Here is an 18,269-nt window from a genome sequence, read left to right on the forward strand (position 1 = left end):
TCGTCGAGAATAATTCCTGTTGGTGCGTTTGCTTGCCTTGCATTGATCTTTACCGGTGGTCGATAGTGAAGCTCCTTTTTATTATTAACTCGACGTAGTATTAGGGGTTTTTCAACAGGCTGTCTGAATTACTACATATTAAGTTTAAGCCCACCAGAACTCCTACGCTCAATTACTTATCATCAGCTTAGTTAACAATTCTCTCGTAATACTTATCGTTTGATGCAAATCCATTTCATGCCGGGTTACTTATTAATTCACTTCTTCATTTTAAAATTCAAAACACTAGTAAAGCATTCTTTTTTTTCGTTAGCAGGCAATTCGTCAGCACACTGAGTTTGATATACCTTCTCTTTATCCTTAATTATCTTATCAGAATAAAACTGTAGTCTCGCATTTTTCCTATCTTCAAAAATGTCCAGTAAAATTGCTTCCCTGCATAATGTAAATCTTGCTGTTTGATCTGGTCTCGCGTAGAGAATACAATACTCCTCCACAGCAGCAGATCGTTTGCGGTATTCATATGAAGTAAGACCATATGACGAAGCTGCTTGAGCAATGAATTTTTCCTCATAATTTGCATCAAGACCAGTTAATCGATAATAAGATAATTCATCTGGAGTCAGAATTTTTAGCTCATCCGGTGGGATCGATAGCATTGTATCGACGAGACTTGGATTCACATCCATTTCTTCGAGATATTGCTTTATGGAAGTAAGAATAGATTCACGCTTGTGTTTGATGTTTAGAATGTTTTCATCTGTTGAGAGCGATGGAAAATATGGCCTGTGAATACCAACTTTCCCCCATACTGTGCGCCTTATGCCAGCGCTTAAAATAAATACACAGGAACTTAAGCATTCGCCATCTGGTGGTACAGTTACAGTAAGAATTTCATTTTTTCTTAGAATTCTCCCAATCTTAATTGCTTCTTCAACATCACCTCCAATACTATTTAACTGAAAAATTATTTTATTTCTGTTATTTTTTTCATTGCATAAACGATGATATTGATCTTTTATTACATGAATGGCGTTAGCAAAAATTATAGAATCTCCTTGGGTTATGTCACTCTCAATCCGATAGACCGGATAACAACCGTCATTCTGCATTTCAAATATTTGAATCGCAAATGCATCTATTTTTATAGTTAAGATTAAACAAAAAAAAGTATAAGAGATTAACGATTGAATTCTCATATAAGATTGTGGAATATTAATTCTTAAATAATTACTTCAGTTATCAAAAACCAACTAAATTATAAGTAACACCTCTTAGAAGTCCCAAATAATTCGGTAATGGTTACCTTACATATCGACAGTGTAGTTAATGGGAATGAAAGGGCGCTGCCATTATTGACATAAAACCCGCGCTAATCCTAGAAATGTTGGGCACCACAGGAAGATCCATTGTGATAATTGACCAAAAAAAATCAGTACCAACTTTTGTTGTTGGGCAGAAACTCGAAGAATACATTATGAAGCTACATTTATATAATTTTCCTACACCATGCCTACATCCAGCAGACAAGAAAAAGCACCTAGGATTATTCATCTCTAAGTGCTTAATTTATTGGTGGGTCTGGTAGGACTTGAACCTACGACCAAGGGATTATGAGTCCCCTGCTCTAACCAACTGAGCTACAGACCCTGGAGTTTTAATCTATTCTAGTTATTTCCGGTATCCAAGAAACTACGCAATCGCTCGGAGCGAGCGGGGTGACGCAATTTCCTCAGAGCCTTGGCTTCAATTTGCCGAATGCGCTCACGCGTCACGTCGAACTGTTTACCCACTTCTTCAAGTGTATGGTCTGTATTCATTTCGATCCCAAAACGCATACGCAACACTTTAGCTTCACGAGGAGTTAGCGAATCCAGAATATCCTTGGTGACACCTCTGAGACTCGCATAAACCGCCGCATCTGCTGGCGCCATTGTTGCAGCATCTTCGATAAAATCACCTAAATGCGAATCCTCATCGTCACCGATGGGCGTTTCCATGGAAATCGGTTCTTTAGAAATTTTCAGAATCTTGCGAATCTTTTCTTCCGGCATTTCCATTTTTTGCGCCAAAACTGCGGGCTCGGGCTCCTGCCCGGTTTCTTGCAGAATCTGGCGTGAAATGCGATTCATTTTATTAATCGTCTCAATCATATGCACTGGAATACGAATGGTCCGCGCTTGATCGGCAATCGAACGTGTGATTGCCTGACGTATCCACCAGGTAGCATAGGTTGAGAATTTGTAGCCTCGCCGATACTCGAACTTATCGACAGCTTTCATCAGACCGATATTTCCTTCTTGAATCAGATCAAGAAACTGCAATCCGCGATTGGTATATTTCTTGGCAATCGAAATGACTAGACGCAAATTTGCCTCGGTCATCTCTCGCTTGGCTCTACGTGCTTTTGCTTCGCCCGTCGACATTTTGCGATTGATTTCTTTCAGATCCTTGATAGGAATACCAATCCTGTCTCTGAGCGCCAATAAATTCTGCTGCTCTTCCATGATCGCTGGCTTGAAATGATCAAGTACTTGACTATAGGATTTTCCAGTTGCAATTTCCTCGACGACCCATTCGAGATTGGTTTCATTGCCCGGAAAAGTCTTGATGAAATGATTTCGCGGCATTTTTGCTTTCGACACACACAGATCCATGATCTTACGCTCGTAGTTGCGGACATCGTTCACGAGCGAGCGTTGCGTATCACACAGCCGTTCCACCATTTTTGCCGAGAAACGGATCGCCATCAGTTCAGATGAAATTTTATCTTGTAATTCGATATAGCCTGGATGATAAGGCCCTTCCTTCTCCAGCAAGGTCTGCATATCAACATACACTGCACGGATCACGTTGAAACGTTCCAATGCGTCAGCTTTCAACTTCAATAAATTGGCACTGGCAGCTGCCGCAGCACTGTCACCGTCTTCATCTTCATCTTCTTCATCCAGATCACCGGCTTCCAATTCCTGCTCAAGCGATTCTTCAGAGAATTCTTCGTTCATGATGTCCTGGGCGTTAGCATCAAGCAGTCCGTCGACTACTTCATCGATACGAAGATTATCTTTCTCAATGTCAGTGGCCAGATCGACGATGCTCGCAATAATGGGAGGGCATGCTGAAATCGCCTGAATCATATGACGCAGACCACCTTCGATACGTTTGGCAATCTCGATTTCACTTTCGCGGGTCAATAAACCGACAGATCCCATTTCTCGCATATACATGCGAACAGGATCCGTAGTCCGACCAAATTCAGAGTCAACCGTGGAAAGTGCCGCTTCTGCCTCTTCCGCCACATCTTCATCCGCAACGGTCGTAGCCGCATCCGACATTAATAAGGTTTCAGCATCGGGCGCTTCATCATGCACTGAGATACCCATATCGTTGATCATGCTGATGATGCCTTCAATCTGCTCTGCATCCAGCATGTCGTCGGGCAAGTGATCGTTGATTTCGGCATAGGTCAGGTAACCACGTTCCTTACCCAGTCCAATGAGTATTTTCAAACGCATGCGGCGAGCTTCGATGTCTTGCGGCAAGGCATTACTATTTGAAGAAACAGAAATAGGTTCTAATTCATCGAATGAGTCCCCAGACCCATTTTTGGTTTTCTTGGATGCTCTCCCCCTATTTTTCTTGCTAGCACCATTCTCAGCATCGTCCAGAGCAACTGCCGCTTGCACTACCTCATCAATACTTTCGCTGATCGAGTTTTTGATTTTCTTTTCAGTTTTGACCATTAATGGATTCGACTCTTCTTTCTCTACCATTTCTTTATGGGTATCTTTTATTTTCTTTGCCGTTATTTTTTCTTTATCAGTAACTTCACTATCTTTGGATTTGACCGCTTTTATTTTTGACATATTTGATTCCAACAAATTTGGATAAATTAAAAGCTTAAACGTCAGAGTATATCAAAATTCGATATTACTGACACCCGGAACTCATTTCATAACATAGCCAATCGTTGCAATTCTTGTTTCTCCTCTTCACTTAATTCGCTGAGAGGCTTGTTATGCAATTCAGTCATTCTATTCTTGCGCTGTATTTGCTGTAATCTTTCTTGAGCCCCCATGAATTCTGATTCAATATCAATGACATCACTCCATTCGAGAATTTCACTTTCGATATTTTCTAATAATGCAATATTTGGATTGCCATGAAAATATGTCAATAGCGAAGACGAAGATTTATTTTCGAGCAACTGTGGATGCTCTTCGAGAAATTCAATCAGCGTTTTAAGCGCAACAACTTCAGAATTCTTCCCGTCCGATGAGACAAGTAAATTTCGATCCAGTTTTACGATATACGCAGGATCATGCAATAAGGCCAGAATAATCCAGCGATACGGTGAAGCCGGTTGTTTTCTAGAAGTATTTTTCACTGCTTGTGATTTTGCAGTCCGCTTTATCCGCAATACCTCTTCAAGTTCATTCCGACTCATCCCGCTCAATTCCGCTAAACGATTAAGCAGTAAGAATGAGAGAGCCGATGCTTTTACTTGCTGCAGCAATGGCTTTGCATCATTGATCAATTTTGCCCGTCCTTCATCAGTCTGCAGATTTACTCCTACACATAATTCTTTGAACAGGAACTCTGAGAGTGGCATCGCGTGCGAAAGTTGACGCTCAAAAGATGCTTTCCCATGCTGACGTATGTAACTATCAGGGTCGTCGCCTTCAGGCAAAAACAAAAAGCTCAGATACTTGCCATCCGAAATGAGTGTCAAGCTATTCTCAAGTGCTCGCCAGGCAGCTTTTCTACCTGCTTTGTCACCATCAAAACAAAAAACGACATGATCAGTCTGGCGTAAAAGTTTCTGAATATGGAGAGTTGTCGTGGCTGTGCCCAAAGTAGCCACAACATAGTCGACTCCATGTTGCCAGAGCGCAATCACATCCATATAACCTTCCACCACTACCACACAATTTGCTTCACGAATAGCGCGGCGAGCCGAAAAAAAGTTATACAATTCATGACTCTTATCAAACAACACAGTCTCTGGAGAATTCAGATATTTCGGCTCCCCTTGCTCCAAGACTCTTCCCCCAAAGCCGATAATTTGACCTTTCGGACCTAGTATTGGGAACATGACGCGATTTCTGAATCGATCATATTGTTTGCCATCCTCAGAACTCACTATCAATCCTGCTTTTACCAGTACATCTCGAGTATTTGCCGATTGATAGTCAGGAAAAACAACTTCCAGATTGCGCCATCCAGTCGGTGCATAACCCAACCCAAAATGAGCCGCGGTTTTTCCGGATAATCCGCGCTGCTTGAGATAGTCGATAGCCTTCTCGCAAGTCTTAAGCTGTTCCCGATAATACTGAGTAGCAGTTTTCAGCGCTGAAACCAATACTTGTTTAGAGATCTCGGAATGCGCGTGATCCTCAGTATCTTTTGATACAGCAACACCTTCAGAAATGGCTTGGTTTGAAGTAACCGCACCGGGTTGCGCAGGTACCTGCATTCCCACGGAAACTGCTAGCTCATGCACTGCTTCAACAAAACTCAAGCCGCTGTAGTTAATCAGGAAAGTGATTGCGTTACCATGCGCTCCACATCCAAAACAATGGAAAAATTGTTTGGTCTGGCTTACCGTGAATGAAGGGGTTTTTTCATTATGAAATGGACAGCACGCGACAAAGTTAGCGCCTGCTTTCTTGAGAGGGACATGTCGGTCAATCGCATCGACGATATCCACACGATCGAGCAAATCATGAATAAAGGGCTGAGGAATCATCGATTGTAATACCCAAAACGCTCAGCAAACAATTGAAGAAATTCAACGACCGGAGGATCTTGGTGTCGCGAACACCAAGGTAGAACATTGTTTATCCGTTCGACAGTTTTGCTTTAATGAGCGCCGATACTCTGCCCATATCAGCGCGACCAGCCAATTTAGGTTTCAGTAATGCCATCACTTTGCCCATATCCTGCATACTCTTTGCTGATGATGCGAAGACTGCCTCACCGATCAAAGCTTCTATTTCAGAATCACTCAATGCTTGGGGCATATAACCGCTCAGAATCAGAATTTCGTCTTTTTCCTTTTCAGCCAGATCCATTCTCTGTGCGGCTTCATACTGTGCAATAGAGTCTCTGCGCTGCTTAAGCATTTTCTCAATCACCGCGATTACCGCCGCATCGTCGAGTACGATGCGCTCATCCACTTCACGCTGCTTAATGGCCGCTTGTAATAACCGGATGGTATCCCGCTCCTTGACATTACCCGAGCGCATAGCTGCTTTCATGTCATCAGTAATTTGCTGTTTCAGACTCATAACGATGATTTCCGACTAAGCAAGTAATAATGCTGATACTCATCCACGACTCTAATAAAGTTTAGGCGGCAATAATTGACTGCGCAATCGTTTGTAGTTGCGCTTAACTGCCGCGGCAAGCTTCCGTTTCCGCTCAGCAGTCGGTTTTTCATAAAATTCGCGAGCACGAAGCTCAGTCAATATTCCGGTTTTTTCTATCGATCGTTTGAAGCGTCTCATAGCGACTTCAAATGGTTCATTTTCCTTAACTTTAATAGTGGTCATAAATAAGCAAAACCCTCGGTTAGTGAGATATAATGTGAAAAAGTCAAATTTCTTTGCAGCAGAATCCCGTTAAATCATCCGACGCAACAAAAGTTTTGGATTATAACACCAAGAGATTTATTATCAAAAGAATAAAACTCTAAGTCTTTTCTTCCCATATTCATGCTTGTCTTAGGTATCGAAACCTCTTGCGACGAAACCGGAATCGCAATCTTTGACACAGAGCGAGGCTTACTCAGCCATGCGCTCCACTCCCAAATACTCCTACATAGCGAATACGGTGGTGTAGTGCCTGAGCTGGCTTCGCGCGATCATATCCGGCGCGTTCTGCCGCTGATAAAGCAAGCCTTGCATTCGGCAGATTGTCATCTGCATCAACTCAACGCCATAGCCTATACTCAAGGGCCAGGGCTCGCGGGCGCTCTGTTAGTAGGCGCCAGTATTGGCGCGGGACTCAGTTTTGCACTCAATATTCCGGCACTGGGCATTCATCATCTGGAAGGTCATTTACTATCGCCGCTATTATCCAGGCCAGCGCCGGCATTCCCATTTGTCGCCTTACTCGTATCCGGGGGGCATACGCAATTGATGCGGGTGAATGCCGTGGGTGACTATCATTTGTTGGGCGAAACGGTGGATGATGCAGCCGGAGAAGCTTTTGATAAGACAGCAAAATTATTAGGAATCGATTATCCCGGTGGTGCGGCTTTAGCAAAACTTGCCCAACAAGGCCGACCCGGACACTTCAATTTTCCGCGCCCGATGCTCAATAGCGGAAATCTCAATTTCAGTTTTAGCGGTCTCAAAACTGCGGCGCTAACGCTCATCAATAAACAAGACATCACTGAACAAATTCGCGCCGATATTGCCTGCGCTTTTCAGCAAGCGGTAGTGGATGTGTTAACAGAAAAATCATTGGCCGCATTGGCACAAACGGGACTCAAACAACTGGTCGTTGCCGGAGGAGTTGGCGCCAATACAGAACTGCGCAACACTCTTAACCACAGAGCAGCTAACCAGAACGCAACCGTTTTCTATCCTGAGCTTGAATTTTGCACCGACAATGGCGCCATGATTGCCTTTGCTGGCGCCATGCGATTGCAGACCACCCTTCACCAGAACTGGCAACCCGCCCGGAGTTTCACCGTCAAAGCTCGTTGGGATTTGGAAAGAATCGAACAATCAGATGATTAATTAAGAATCAGAAGAAGATTTTTTTTCACCGATCACCCCTTCTTTACCGGCCCATAAGTTCATAATGTTAGATTGATGACGCCAAATCAACACCAACGACATTAACAAAACCACGCCTGCGCTTTCTCCAGCACCTACGATAGCCACTGTGTAAATCGGCGCCAATATCGCCGCAACCAGTGCAGACAAGGAAGAAATACGCCATATCAGCGCAACGATGAGCCAGGTTGCAATTGCCATCAAACCGATCCATACATTCAACCCGAGTAGCACACCCACAGCCGTTGCAACACCTTTACCGCCTTGGAAACGTAAAAATATCGGAAAAACATGTCCTAAAAACACAGCCAGCGCAACGATGGCAATGCCTTCATCACCAAAACCCAATAGGGGTGCATAATATTGTGCCAGCGCCACCGCAAGCCAGCCCTTGCCGGCATCCCCTAGTAATGTCAAAACAGCCGCGATTTTCTTACCGCTGCGCAGCACGTTCGTTGCACCGGGATTTCCAGAACCATACGTTCGCGGATCAGGCAATTTAAAAATCCAGCTTGAAACTACCGCAAAAGAAACGGAGCCCAATAAATAAGCCAGCAGAACACACACTACGATCGTCAATTAGCATCACCTCGACAAAATGGAATAGAATCCCGACTATTTCGCACCACTACTATCCTTTTCATTTATCAACTTCCAAGCCCTGTCATTTTAGCGTTTAATCACAAATGGATATTATTTTTCTACACGACTTCCGGGCAAAAACTTTAATCGGGATTTACCCGTGGGAGTGCATCGTTCCGCAAACGATTCAGATCGATCTGGAAATTGCACTGCCCACCAGCCGCGCATGCCGATCAGACGACATTCACGATGCGCTCGATTATGCATTAGTTGTTGAAAGAATTAACAAGATTTTGAAAGAGAAGCATTTTTCTCTATTAGAAGCGCTTGCGGAACATCTCGCCCAGGTCATTCTGACTGAATTCCGATCACCGTGGGTTAAAGTCAGCGTTGCTAAGCTCGGAATCATTCGTGGCGTAAAAAAACTGGGGGTGTGTATCGAACGAACAGCAAGTGCAGGTTAATTGGCAGGATTCAGTATTGGTCATCGCAAATATTTTGTATAAATAATTGATTAGCCTATTGAAAGAATAATGGGGTTTATTTATCATGCGGGGAAATTTTTGCAATGTTGAATCGTTGCCGATTTCGTAAAAATCCTGACTAAGTGAATAGCCAAGCTATCTTGAACTCCACACTTTCTGCGCTCACTCGACACAGTATTACTGCTATTCAATATAGAGCGGCGGTTATGCGCAAAATGCCGTCAACCATAATAAAATCATGTGCATGGAGTTCATTGGCCTTGATAATGGCGTGCACAACCCATCAATCTGCAATCGAAATCGTTCAAATTTGCAACTCCGGAGGCTGCGTTGATCGGCCTAAAGGATATACTGCGCCTGATTCACCAACAATCGTTACCGCTGAGAAAAATCCACAAATCGAGGCACTGCGAACACTAGCTGCGCAAGATTCAAGCGCTGCTTATGACCTCGCCTTGCGCTTCTTCAGAGGTGACGGGATTCGCCAAGACAGTTACCAAGCCATCACATGGATGCGCGACGCCGCAGAACGTGGCCACCTGAAAGCGCAAATGGCTTTGGGAAGGCTGTATTTGACCGGTCTCAGCGAGATGGGCGCAGATCCAGGTGAGGCAGAAAGATGGCTATCAATTACAATAAATAGAGGCGACAAAGAAGCCGCCATTTTATTGAAAGAAGCCACCAAAGCCCGTAAATCAGCGCAAGCACGGCATCAATGGGAAAATCGCTGGCGCCCCAATTTTTACAATGGCTGGTATCGCAATTATTCATACAACTGGTATTGGGGCCGTAATCGATGGATTCCTGTGCAGCCTCTTCCATCAGACACTCCTTATCCCGCTGTTCTCCCATGAATCATTCGAAGATTTACCTCTTTGAGAAGATTTCAAGATTAGTGCATCGTTGGCACTCTTCTTGAGGAATTATTAATATTATGTTTTCAACGTCGTTATCACTTAATTTTTAGGGAGAAAAATAGTAAATGACAGCCAAAATGAATTCAAAATGCAGCGTTGCCGTAGCTGCTAGCCTGATCGCATTAACCGGATGTGCAACAGTCACCCCGGGCACCTATGATACGGGTGTTTCCGGCGCTGCAGGTGGAGGTACCAGTGTTGGCGCAAACCAATCACTGGAGCGGTGTGAGAAAACCTTAGGAACTTTAGCCGTTGACGACGGCAGAGCTGCTGACTGGTACGGCCGGTTTGGCAGCGATACGCACATCACCACGATAGAACCCTTGATCCGCCTAGCCGTTCAGCAGTCGAACTGTTTTGTCATCACCTCGATCGGTAATTTGCGTACCGATAGCCGCCTTTCACGTGTCACGGATATCCAGCGCAATTCGGGCGAATATCGTACCGGGTCAAAACAACAGAAAGGGCAACGCGTAGCCGCTGATTACTATTTGGAGCCCAGCATCATCATCAACAATGCATCGACTGGGCAAATGGGCGCCGCATTGGGTGGAATAGTGGGAGGATTCGTGCATCCTGCCGTTGGTGGCGCTTTGTCGGGATCCATGGAAAGCAAAGTATCCGTCGTTACATTGACATTATTTGATATCCGCTCAGCAGTTCAAATCTCTGCGTCCGAAGGCAGCTCAACGGCCACAAATTTTGGTGCTGCGATGAATGCCTTTGGAAGCCGGGCCGGTGGATCCTTGCAAGGATTTTCCCAAACCCCCGCAGGAAAAGCCACAGTCGCTGCCTTCATAGATGCCTATAACGGCATGGTGCGCGCCCTCAAAAATTATGAAGCCCAGGATGTCGAAGGCGGCCTGGGACGAGGTGGCGCACTCAAGGTCAATTGATTGACCAGCAGTAATTCCAAATATTTTTTAACAAATCAACTGCAATATAAATGCATCCTTGCACTGCAAGGATGCATCAGTGTTCTCTCAGGAACCGTTTGTCAGTCATCTCTTTAAGAATTGCAAGGTATTAGCGATGATCTCAATACCGTCGAAGATCTGGGTCAAACCAAGTCTAATGTTACTCATTTTAGTACCCACTTATACTGCTCTATCAACCTCAATCGTTCTTGCTCAAGTTTCTTCGTATGCGTCCTCAATGCCTGAATATTGAATACTGAATCCTCTATAGACTCATAAGATAGCATTTTATTTCTCGCTGAGGTTTGTCTTCGCAGAACGATGTCCGCTTTAAACCATTCTGGAAGTACATCCCAACAATCTGATCTTGTGAATTATTACCAAATCCTGAATACTATACGGCTGTTAAGGATGAAGAGCATCCCATGTTCCTTACTTGACTGCAATTATCTTTATAATTTATGTACTGTGGAAAATTTCCCAACTCATAATTAATCTATATATCCTTCAACACTCAACGATGAAACACTCACGATGGTTTTTATTAGTTGTAATAAGCAAAGCGATTCTTGTCACAGTTACATCGACTCACCTTCACGCTAGCAATTTAAAAAAATTTGCCCAGGATAATCGAATTGAACTAGGAGGCTGGATCAATGGCGGCGCTACCTTTAACCCAAGTCAAAGCAATGGATTCAATGGCCCGGTCGCATTCGCCGATCAGGCCAATCGATTTCAATTGAACCAGTTGAACATCTTTCTTCAACGCCCCGTGATTTCGGAGACAAATCGCTGGGATTTCGGCGGTCGGATCGGTTTTCTATTTGGAACTGATGCGATTTACACGCAGGCTTTTGGGGTGCCTACATATGACGTCAATTCAGGTTCCCCCCTCAAAAGAAGCAATTGGGATCTCGACTTATGCTGCGCTTCGACAAAAACATATGGAATCGCGCTTCCGCAAACTTACCTGGAAGCTCACGTGCCCATTGGCAGAAATGGCCTTAATCTTAAAATCGGACGGTTTTATTCTCCTACAGGCTTTGAAACAGTACCAGCCCCTGATAACTTTTTCTATACGCGCTCCTATTCCTTCAATGCAGGAGAACCTTTTACCCATACCGGGATACAAGCCAATTATGCGATCAATGGTAATTGGTCAGTCATGGGAAGCGCAGTTACGGGCAGCGCCACAGGCGGATGGGATGGCGGTTGGGATAAACAGTGGGGTAATTGGGGAGGAATCGCAGGTATAACCTGGACTAGCGATAACCTTGCAACTTCCCTCAATATAACTGGCACCTATGCAGAAACCTCTACCCGAAGCAGCACATCCTGGGGAATGTACAACATCGTATTGCAACATAAAATTAATCCTAAAACCCTACTAGTTCTCCATCATGTTCACGGCTTCGCAGATGGCGTTTTACTGAATAATTTGAAATACACCAATGTAGTCAAAGATGCACAGTGGATGGGTGTTGTCACACATCTATACTATGACCTCACAGAAAATGTATCGATAGGAGCCCGCGCAGAATGGTTTCGCGATCGAGATGGTTTTCGTAATCCCTCACCTTTCCGGGTCGCAGCAGCCACCAATATTGTCAATGGCACACCGGTGAGCTATGCGGGCAATCTAAGTAGTGTGACAATAACCCCGGCAGATTATTATTCTGCAACGATAGGGATTAACTGGAAAATAGCTAAGACGTTAAAACTACGATGGGATTCGATAAAAAAATTAAGTATCCGACCTAATATTCGATATGACCGGGTTGATGCTTATCGCACTTCTGCTTATCGACCATTTGCGGGCAATAAAGATCAGATTTTATTTTCTTTGGATTTTTTACTCCCGTTCTGAGAGTAGATGAACTAGTTGATATGTTGCGGAGGAGATTGCTGGCTGAAAGACCAACCACCGAATGGATCGGTGGTTGTTCGTCACTTTCTCAAAGACCTTTGCTTCCAGAATACTCTGAGTACTCTGAGGTTTCCGATGCAAAGTCACGATCTTGATTTACTTCTACTGTCTTAGTTTCATTACTTTTTTGTCCGACTTGCTCATTTGCCATTTTTCTATGGAAATCAGCAAAAACCTGACTTTCTTTCAAAGTTTTCTCGTATGCCCGAATATTTGCAGCAGCATGCGATCTAACTTCCAGACCTTGTCTACCAAAGTAATAAGGATGTGCTTCATATTCCTGAAGTACTTTCTTATTTTCTTGCAACCTTAATTTTGCATCTTTGGCGACACCTTCGTAATATTTTACTAAGGCATTATGGTCATTTCCCGCAATCCCTGTTGGTGCAGACACTGATGGACTCATCTGAGCGCAAGAGACTAGCAGGGTTAGCGCTACTAAACTAGATGTTAATTTTAGTGCTTGTTTTATGGGCACTCTCCAGTCATAAATAAATAGTGTCATTTCAATTCCTCCATGGTTCAGTGTAAGTTGGAAAAGCTTTAATGCAGGCTGATAAGTTTTTCACAATTAACTTCATGGTAAGCTCCTCGGTCGAAGGTTTATCAAAAAAACAAAAGGTATCTCCATCTTAATTCCCTATATATTTAATGTAAATTGGAAGAAACATTGTTATTCACTAATGAAAACCATCAAATTCGCCTAATGGTATTCATTAACCCTTTTGAACATAAGGTCAAGAAATATAAGACTTTTCTTTACCTAAAAGTAGTCTATCACAAACAAAAACTAATTCCAACAAAATATCCGACTTTTTTACTCAGGAATAGTTCCTGATGCATTTTTTCCAACATCGGATTCACTCTAGACATAAGTAGCCGAATATGGATAAAAGCTGTCAGCTATATATAGACTCCGAACCAAAATATAATGACGTTGTTAAATTATCCGAGCGTCAAGAAAACCCCTTTCGGCAATTCAATAAGGCGTAGAGTCAGTCAGCAAATTGAGCCGCAACACTACGCTACGAACGGTCTCATCTGAAATTAATGCAACCAATCATTTTCGATACTGATCCAATCACTGAAATTCAAACTAACGACAATCTGGCTAACAAGCTAGCTGCTCATTTGCCGAACGAATATTGATCTGCAGAAAGAATTTTTTGTAAGATAAGGCTCAATCATAAAACCTCTATTCTTTCAGCAGAGCCTTTTAGCAAAAAATAGCGCTATGCTTGAACAAGGACTAATCGCCTCGTAGTCTCACTGAACTCTATGCAATGCGAATTTTTACTTAATGAATATCTTGCGGCTCGAAAGCGCACTCTGACACTGATTGATCCATTGGTGGAAGAAGATTGTTGCGTGCAGACCATGCCGGAATCCAGTCCCATCAAATGGCATCTGGGACATGTGGCATGGTTTTTTGAAATGTTTGTTCTTCAATATCATGAGAAACCATTCAAGCCTTTTCATCCTGACTTTCTTACGATGTTCAGTTCATATAACGCGTCGAACGTACCCCATCCCGATCCCAAGCGTGGGTTCTACACTCGCCCGTCCCTGAAGGTCACTCGGGAATACTGCCAGACCGTCAATGAACGCATGACCCAATTGCTGAACAATTGGAACGAAGATAACGAATTATTGCAAATGATCATTCTCGGTATCCACCATGAACTCCAGCATCAAGAACTTATGCTTTCTGACCTTAAGCATTTGCTAGCGCAGAATCCTATGAACCCAGCATATCGCTCCTTCTCCCTCCCGACTTCAAAGAATTCGGACAAAGCTTCCCCGCTAGAGTGGCAAGACTTTTCGGGTGGAGTCATCGAAATTGGTTTTGAAGGCAAGGGCTTCGCCTACGACAATGAATCACCGCGCCACAAGCATTACCTCTACCCATATCAGCTGGCATCGCGCTTGGTTACCAATCGAGAATACATGGAATTTCTGAACGCCGAGGGCTATGAAAATCCCTGTTACTGGTTCTCAGAAGGCTGGGAATGGATGAAGTCAACAGACACTCGTTGCCCGCTCTACTGGCGCCAGGAAAATAACGAATGGAAGGAATACACACTGCATGGACTTGTTCCTCTCGATCCAGATCTACCGGTCATGCATATTTCATTATATGAAGCGAGCGCTTTTGCACAATGGAGCGATGCTCGCCTTCCCACCGAAGCAGAGTGGGAAAATGCGGCTTGCCAGCAAACGCGCCCCGAAAGTCTGGAAGACAGCAATTTTTTTCACCCTCATCGGACAATTCCCGATGAAACAGTCAAAATTCGCGAACTCTTCGGTAGCGTGTGGCAATGGACTCAATCAAGCTATTCCCCCTATCCAGGTTACAACCCTAAAAAGCCTGGCAAGAACAAGCCCACATCCACCATTTGGGATATCGCTGTGGGTGAATACAATAGTGAATCCATGGTCAATCAATATGTTTTACGCGGCAGCTCATGCATAACCCCGGCAAAACGGGCTCGGGTAAGCTTACGAAATTTCTTCCCTGCAAAAACCCGCTGGCAATTCTCGGGAATCCGTTTAGCACGCGATCGAATTTGATAATCTGTCACGCCTTGAATTTTTCCGAGACAATTTTATTAATTCAGTGGCTACGACATCCCAGATAAACCCTACTGTCCGATATTGATGAACAGCGCGCATGAAAAAGAGCAGCGTCATGCCCTATCGCTCATTCCGAAATTCGCTTATAAAGCTTGACTGGCGCCGCTCGTCTTTTCCGCATGCGAAGATTCAGCATCTCAACCGTCACTGAAAAGGCCATCGCAAAATAAATATACCCTTTTGGAACATGCACATCGAACCCTTCCAGCATCAGCGTAACACCCACGAGAATGAGGAACGACAGCGCCAGTATCTTGATCGTAGGATGGTCACTGACAAAATCCCCAATAGCCTTGGCTGATATCAGCATCACACTCACGGCCAGAACAATCGCAATCGCCATCAAAGAGATCTGATCGACCAAACCTACCGCAGTAATTACCGAATCAAGCGAAAAAATGATATCCAACACAGCAATCTGTAGCAATATCACGCTCATGCTTATTGCCGCTGTCGACGAGGTAGTTCCCTGCTCATCGACCCCTTCCAAGCTGCTGTGAACTTCGCGCGTCGCTTTGGCTATCAGGAACAGTCCGCCCCCAATCAAAATGATATCGCGGCCTGAAATTTCATAGGTCAGCACGGCAAACCACGGCTTAGTCAGCCCCATGATCCATGAGATCGAAAATAACAATGCCAATCGGGTAAGCATCGCAAGGCTGAGTCCCACATTCCGGGCAAATGCGCGTTGATTCTCCGGAATCCGTTCAACCAGGATGGTAATGAAAATGATATTATCGATCCCGAGAACGATCTCCAAAGCCGTTAAAGTAACCAAGGCTATCCATGCCTGGGGATCCGCTATCCATTCAAACATCTGATTTTCCTTTCATGTTGCACTTCTGCTGATCCTGAATGATATCGAATTAAGCCATGGATGGGTATGCAACCTATACCCAAAAACTTACTTTTGCGGAAGCGAATCAGGCGAGTCGTTATCAGGAGGAATTCGATCGGGCGGAATCACCTGAGGAGGTAGAGTTACAGGGGGAACCTGCTCGGGAGAAATAATTTCTGGCGGTTTCTCTTGCGGAGGTATTCTCTCCGGCGGTATGGGCACCGGAGCAGAGCAGCTTATTTCGAATGGCATAGAACTTGAATGTAACGTCGTCATCGCGAAACTCCTCGAAAATCAATATTATTTTTCTTTTAAGAATCAGCGTCAGTTCGCTACCATACAAATAAATACTTCATCCCAGCAATATCGAATTTAAATTGTGTAATCAAAGTCTGCGCAGAGTAGTTCTTCAATACAGAAAAACTGCATAGCAACACCTCCTTGAAAGCCCCCTAAGACCCCAACCATTTCTTTCTTTCTGAAATATCGATCGCATATCTCTGGATATCTCTTTGAATGGCATACAATTCACCTGCCGCAACCCCATCAAAATTGGCGATGATTTGATATTCCAAAAACGACGATTCGATTTTTACCAAGTGGACTGACACATCCTTCAATGAGTGGCCATAGATTTCTTTCTCAAGCCCCTCCCGAATTGCCTCTGACATGATACTGGGAATTTCGGTTCGGCTGATTTCCAATTGTTGAGTATCCATGCTGAATTCAGTCGTCACATTGAAGCCATAGGAAAAATTTCTCGGGTTGGCATAAAAAAAATCTTCGATGTTATAAGTGATCGGCATAGTTCCATCAGGCAATGACAAGACAATATTCTCGAGCGTAATATGCTTCACCTTTCCATAGATATCGCCATACATCATCACATAATCTCCTTTCCTGCACGGAAACCAGGGTTCATCCGGCAAGACCGGACGGGAAACATACTTGGTCAATTCGGACAATGTCAGCCTCAATTTCAAGTCCGGCAAGAATGGATTGCTAAGTTTGGTATAGTAGTGCAAGGATTCTATCTGCATCGGAATGCCGTTATAGATGATGCATTCCCCTTCTCTTGCGGAACCTGTATTCAGCAGTAATCTTAATTCATCGATGAAGGTCGAGATCGAATTCTTGAGCACCCATACCACCGTAATTAGAAGTAACACGGTAATGCCGGTAAGCACCGCATCATCCCGCACTTCGAGAACATAAAAAAAGGCCGCTATCGCGACGATTCCCATCAACAGGTGATACACCACGGTCACGACACGCTGATAATAGCTCCTTGTCTTCCAGCGGCGATTCAAGATCCAGCTACAAAACCTCATAAACAGCATCATGATGAAATAAACACCGCCGAAAGCCATCAACGCTAAAAACAAAGTAGCGCCTCGCCCTGCTGAGAATTCCTCAAAGAAATCCATCAGCGAATTTTCCTGACTGGTCTTGAACTCGATCATTTCATTGCGCTGTAGTTGAGCCACCTCGAAAAGATGAGTGCTCTCCTTCAATTGATCGTGCCATTTCTGCCGGATGTGCTCAAAATTCTGCAGCGCTGCCTTACTCAAGTGATCAGTATTGATGATGGTGATATGTTTCAGCGCTTCGTTAATTTTTTGTATCTGTAATTGATGAAACGTTATCCGGTAATTCAGATGATCTAATTTGCGCTTGTTTTCGGTCAATTTATGAAGCTCGCGCAGGAAAGGTTGCAAGATCTCTATCAAATCCTTTTGCCAATCGAATTCATTCGATGCCGAAGTTTCATCGTCGCTCAACTCGATGCCGGCAGTAAGTATCATTTCAAATGAATTCTCCTGAGCTTCTATGGATTGCTGAATCGTATCGATCCCCGACTGGATTTTTTCCTTCTCTTGCTCAGTTTTTGCTTCACTCAATAATTGCAGTTTTTCTTCGATTTCTTTCCGATGCGCATGGATGCTCTTCAGGATGTCATTCAATTTAACCGCTGTTGGGTCTGCGGTTGTTTCTCTATGATTGGAGGTGGATAACTGAACAGTTTGATAGGCTTGGCTATTGAAAGAGAAAATCTCGAAGAGGCAAAAAATAAAAACCTTAAGAAAAAACATAGGGGATATGTTCATAGTGGATTCGCGCTATTTCCCTGAAATTTTTATCAATATGCCACATCGGCATGAAATTGCTCTGTGCGCTATGG

General features: G+C 44.0%; 16 protein-coding genes and 1 tRNA gene. 7 read left to right on the forward strand and 10 right to left on the reverse strand.

Translation table 11 applies throughout. From position 1 onward, the window contains the following. Positions 1–257: 257 nt before the first annotated feature. From ABF87_RS11825 to rpsU, 6 genes are all read right to left on the reverse strand, one after another. Positions 258–1,199 carry a hypothetical protein gene (locus ABF87_RS11825; protein WP_160829330.1) on the reverse strand — a complete coding sequence of 314 codons (942 nt, stop codon included), beginning with the start codon at positions 1,197–1,199 and terminating at the stop codon, positions 258–260. A 374-nt stretch (positions 1,200–1,573) separates the two neighbouring features. Next, positions 1,574–1,650: transfer RNA gene (locus ABF87_RS11830), tRNA-Ile, on the reverse strand. A gap of 17 nt (positions 1,651–1,667) precedes the next feature. Beyond that, on the reverse strand, positions 1,668–3,866 hold the full coding sequence (rpoD, locus tag ABF87_RS11835) for an RNA polymerase sigma factor RpoD (protein ID WP_193568009.1): 2,199 nt from the start codon (positions 3,864–3,866) through the stop codon (positions 1,668–1,670). 86 nt (positions 3,867–3,952) lie between these two features. Then, positions 3,953–5,749 (reverse strand): DNA primase, encoded by a 1,797-nt coding sequence (gene dnaG, locus ABF87_RS11840; RefSeq protein ID WP_160829331.1) that lies wholly within the window; start codon positions 5,747–5,749, stop codon positions 3,953–3,955. A gap of 91 nt (positions 5,750–5,840) precedes the next feature. Next, a complete protein-coding gene (locus tag ABF87_RS11845; protein WP_160829332.1) occupies positions 5,841–6,290 on the reverse strand; it encodes a GatB/YqeY domain-containing protein in 450 nt (149 codons plus the stop codon). Between the two features lie 51 nt (positions 6,291–6,341). After that, entirely contained in the window at positions 6,342–6,554 is a 213-nt protein-coding gene (gene rpsU, locus ABF87_RS11850; RefSeq protein WP_013648785.1) for a 30S ribosomal protein S21, read from the reverse strand. 162 nt (positions 6,555–6,716) lie between these two features. Here rpsU and tsaD point away from each other — a divergent pair, with 162 nt between their 5' ends. Next, positions 6,717–7,748, forward strand: a complete 1,032-nt coding sequence (gene tsaD / locus ABF87_RS11855) for a tRNA (adenosine(37)-N6)-threonylcarbamoyltransferase complex transferase subunit TsaD (protein ID WP_160829333.1) — start codon at positions 6,717–6,719, stop codon at positions 7,746–7,748. Here tsaD and plsY read toward each other — a convergent pair whose 3' ends face one another. Beyond that, positions 7,749–8,366 (reverse strand): glycerol-3-phosphate 1-O-acyltransferase PlsY, encoded by a 618-nt coding sequence (gene plsY, locus ABF87_RS11860; protein WP_160829334.1) that lies wholly within the window; start codon positions 8,364–8,366, stop codon positions 7,749–7,751. It lies immediately after the preceding gene. Between the two features lie 107 nt (positions 8,367–8,473). On the opposite strand from plsY, the gene ABF87_RS11865 reads away from it, so the two are divergent. The 4 genes from ABF87_RS11865 (at position 8,474) to ABF87_RS11880 (ending at position 12,555) form a co-directional block, all read left to right on the forward strand. Then, complete coding sequence (locus ABF87_RS11865) at positions 8,474–8,833, forward strand: dihydroneopterin aldolase (protein ID WP_160829335.1); 360 nt, start codon at positions 8,474–8,476, stop codon at positions 8,831–8,833. Between the two features lie 275 nt (positions 8,834–9,108). After that, a complete protein-coding gene (locus ABF87_RS11870; RefSeq protein WP_240143661.1) occupies positions 9,109–9,708 on the forward strand; it encodes a sel1 repeat family protein in 600 nt (199 codons plus the stop codon). Between the two features lie 128 nt (positions 9,709–9,836). Then, on the forward strand, positions 9,837–10,667 hold the full coding sequence (locus ABF87_RS11875) for a hypothetical protein (RefSeq protein WP_205012693.1): 831 nt from the start codon (positions 9,837–9,839) through the stop codon (positions 10,665–10,667). Between the two features lie 541 nt (positions 10,668–11,208). Further along, on the forward strand, positions 11,209–12,555 hold the full coding sequence (locus ABF87_RS11880) for a porin (RefSeq protein ID WP_160829337.1): 1,347 nt from the start codon (positions 11,209–11,211) through the stop codon (positions 12,553–12,555). 88 nt (positions 12,556–12,643) lie between these two features. On the opposite strand, the gene ABF87_RS11885 is transcribed toward ABF87_RS11880, so the two are convergent. Then, entirely contained in the window at positions 12,644–13,120 is a 477-nt protein-coding gene (locus ABF87_RS11885; RefSeq protein ID WP_193568010.1) for a hypothetical protein, read from the reverse strand. A 773-nt stretch (positions 13,121–13,893) separates the two neighbouring features. On the opposite strand from ABF87_RS11885, the gene egtB reads away from it, so the two are divergent. Further along, complete coding sequence (gene egtB, locus ABF87_RS11890) at positions 13,894–15,186, forward strand: ergothioneine biosynthesis protein EgtB (RefSeq protein WP_160829338.1); 1,293 nt, start codon at positions 13,894–13,896, stop codon at positions 15,184–15,186. A 130-nt stretch (positions 15,187–15,316) separates the two neighbouring features. On the opposite strand, the gene ABF87_RS11895 is transcribed toward egtB, so the two are convergent. After that, positions 15,317–16,066: a TerC family protein gene (locus ABF87_RS11895; protein WP_160829339.1), complete on the reverse strand. Its 750-nt coding sequence runs from the start codon at positions 16,064–16,066 to the stop codon at positions 15,317–15,319. Positions 16,067–16,122: 56 nt separating this feature from the next. Here ABF87_RS11895 and ABF87_RS11900 point away from each other — a divergent pair, with 56 nt between their 5' ends. Then, complete coding sequence (locus tag ABF87_RS11900) at positions 16,123–16,260, forward strand: hypothetical protein (protein WP_160829340.1); 138 nt, start codon at positions 16,123–16,125, stop codon at positions 16,258–16,260. Between the two features lie 279 nt (positions 16,261–16,539). On the opposite strand, the gene ABF87_RS11905 is transcribed toward ABF87_RS11900, so the two are convergent. Then, on the reverse strand, positions 16,540–18,195 hold the full coding sequence (locus ABF87_RS11905; RefSeq protein WP_160829341.1) for a hypothetical protein: 1,656 nt from the start codon (positions 18,193–18,195) through the stop codon (positions 16,540–16,542). Between the last annotated feature and the right edge of the window lie 74 nt (positions 18,196–18,269).

Source organism: Nitrosomonas sp. JL21 (assembly GCF_009833095.1).
In the GTDB taxonomy this organism is placed as follows: Bacteria; Pseudomonadota; Gammaproteobacteria; order Burkholderiales; family Nitrosomonadaceae; genus Nitrosomonas.

Bases quoted from the DNA above. Each gene is read 5' to 3' on its own strand.
- ABF87_RS11865 (WP_160829335.1), top strand. From the start codon at position 8,474: ATGGATATTATTTTTCTACACGACTTCCGGGCAAAAACTTTAATCGGG.
- dnaG (WP_160829331.1), bottom strand. From the start codon at position 5,749: ATGATTCCTCAGCCCTTTATTCATGATTTGCTCGATCGTGTGGATATC.
- tsaD (WP_160829333.1), top strand. From the start codon at position 6,717: ATGCTTGTCTTAGGTATCGAAACCTCTTGCGACGAAACCGGAATCGCA.
- egtB (WP_160829338.1), top strand. From the start codon at position 13,894: ATGCAATGCGAATTTTTACTTAATGAATATCTTGCGGCTCGAAAGCGC.
- rpsU (WP_013648785.1), bottom strand. From the start codon at position 6,554: ATGACCACTATTAAAGTTAAGGAAAATGAACCATTTGAAGTCGCTATG.
- ABF87_RS11825 (WP_160829330.1), bottom strand. From the start codon at position 1,199: ATGAGAATTCAATCGTTAATCTCTTATACTTTTTTTTGTTTAATCTTA.
- ABF87_RS11895 (WP_160829339.1), bottom strand. From the start codon at position 16,066: ATGTTTGAATGGATAGCGGATCCCCAGGCATGGATAGCCTTGGTTACT.
- ABF87_RS11880 (WP_160829337.1), top strand. From the start codon at position 11,209: ATGAAACACTCACGATGGTTTTTATTAGTTGTAATAAGCAAAGCGATT.
- ABF87_RS11900 (WP_160829340.1), top strand. From the start codon at position 16,123: ATGGATGGGTATGCAACCTATACCCAAAAACTTACTTTTGCGGAAGCG.
- ABF87_RS11875 (WP_205012693.1), top strand. From the start codon at position 9,837: ATGACAGCCAAAATGAATTCAAAATGCAGCGTTGCCGTAGCTGCTAGC.
- rpoD (WP_193568009.1), bottom strand. From the start codon at position 3,866: ATGTCAAAAATAAAAGCGGTCAAATCCAAAGATAGTGAAGTTACTGAT.
- ABF87_RS11905 (WP_160829341.1), bottom strand. From the start codon at position 18,195: ATGAACATATCCCCTATGTTTTTTCTTAAGGTTTTTATTTTTTGCCTC.
- ABF87_RS11845 (WP_160829332.1), bottom strand. From the start codon at position 6,290: ATGAGTCTGAAACAGCAAATTACTGATGACATGAAAGCAGCTATGCGC.
- ABF87_RS11885 (WP_193568010.1), bottom strand. From the start codon at position 13,120: ATGACACTATTTATTTATGACTGGAGAGTGCCCATAAAACAAGCACTA.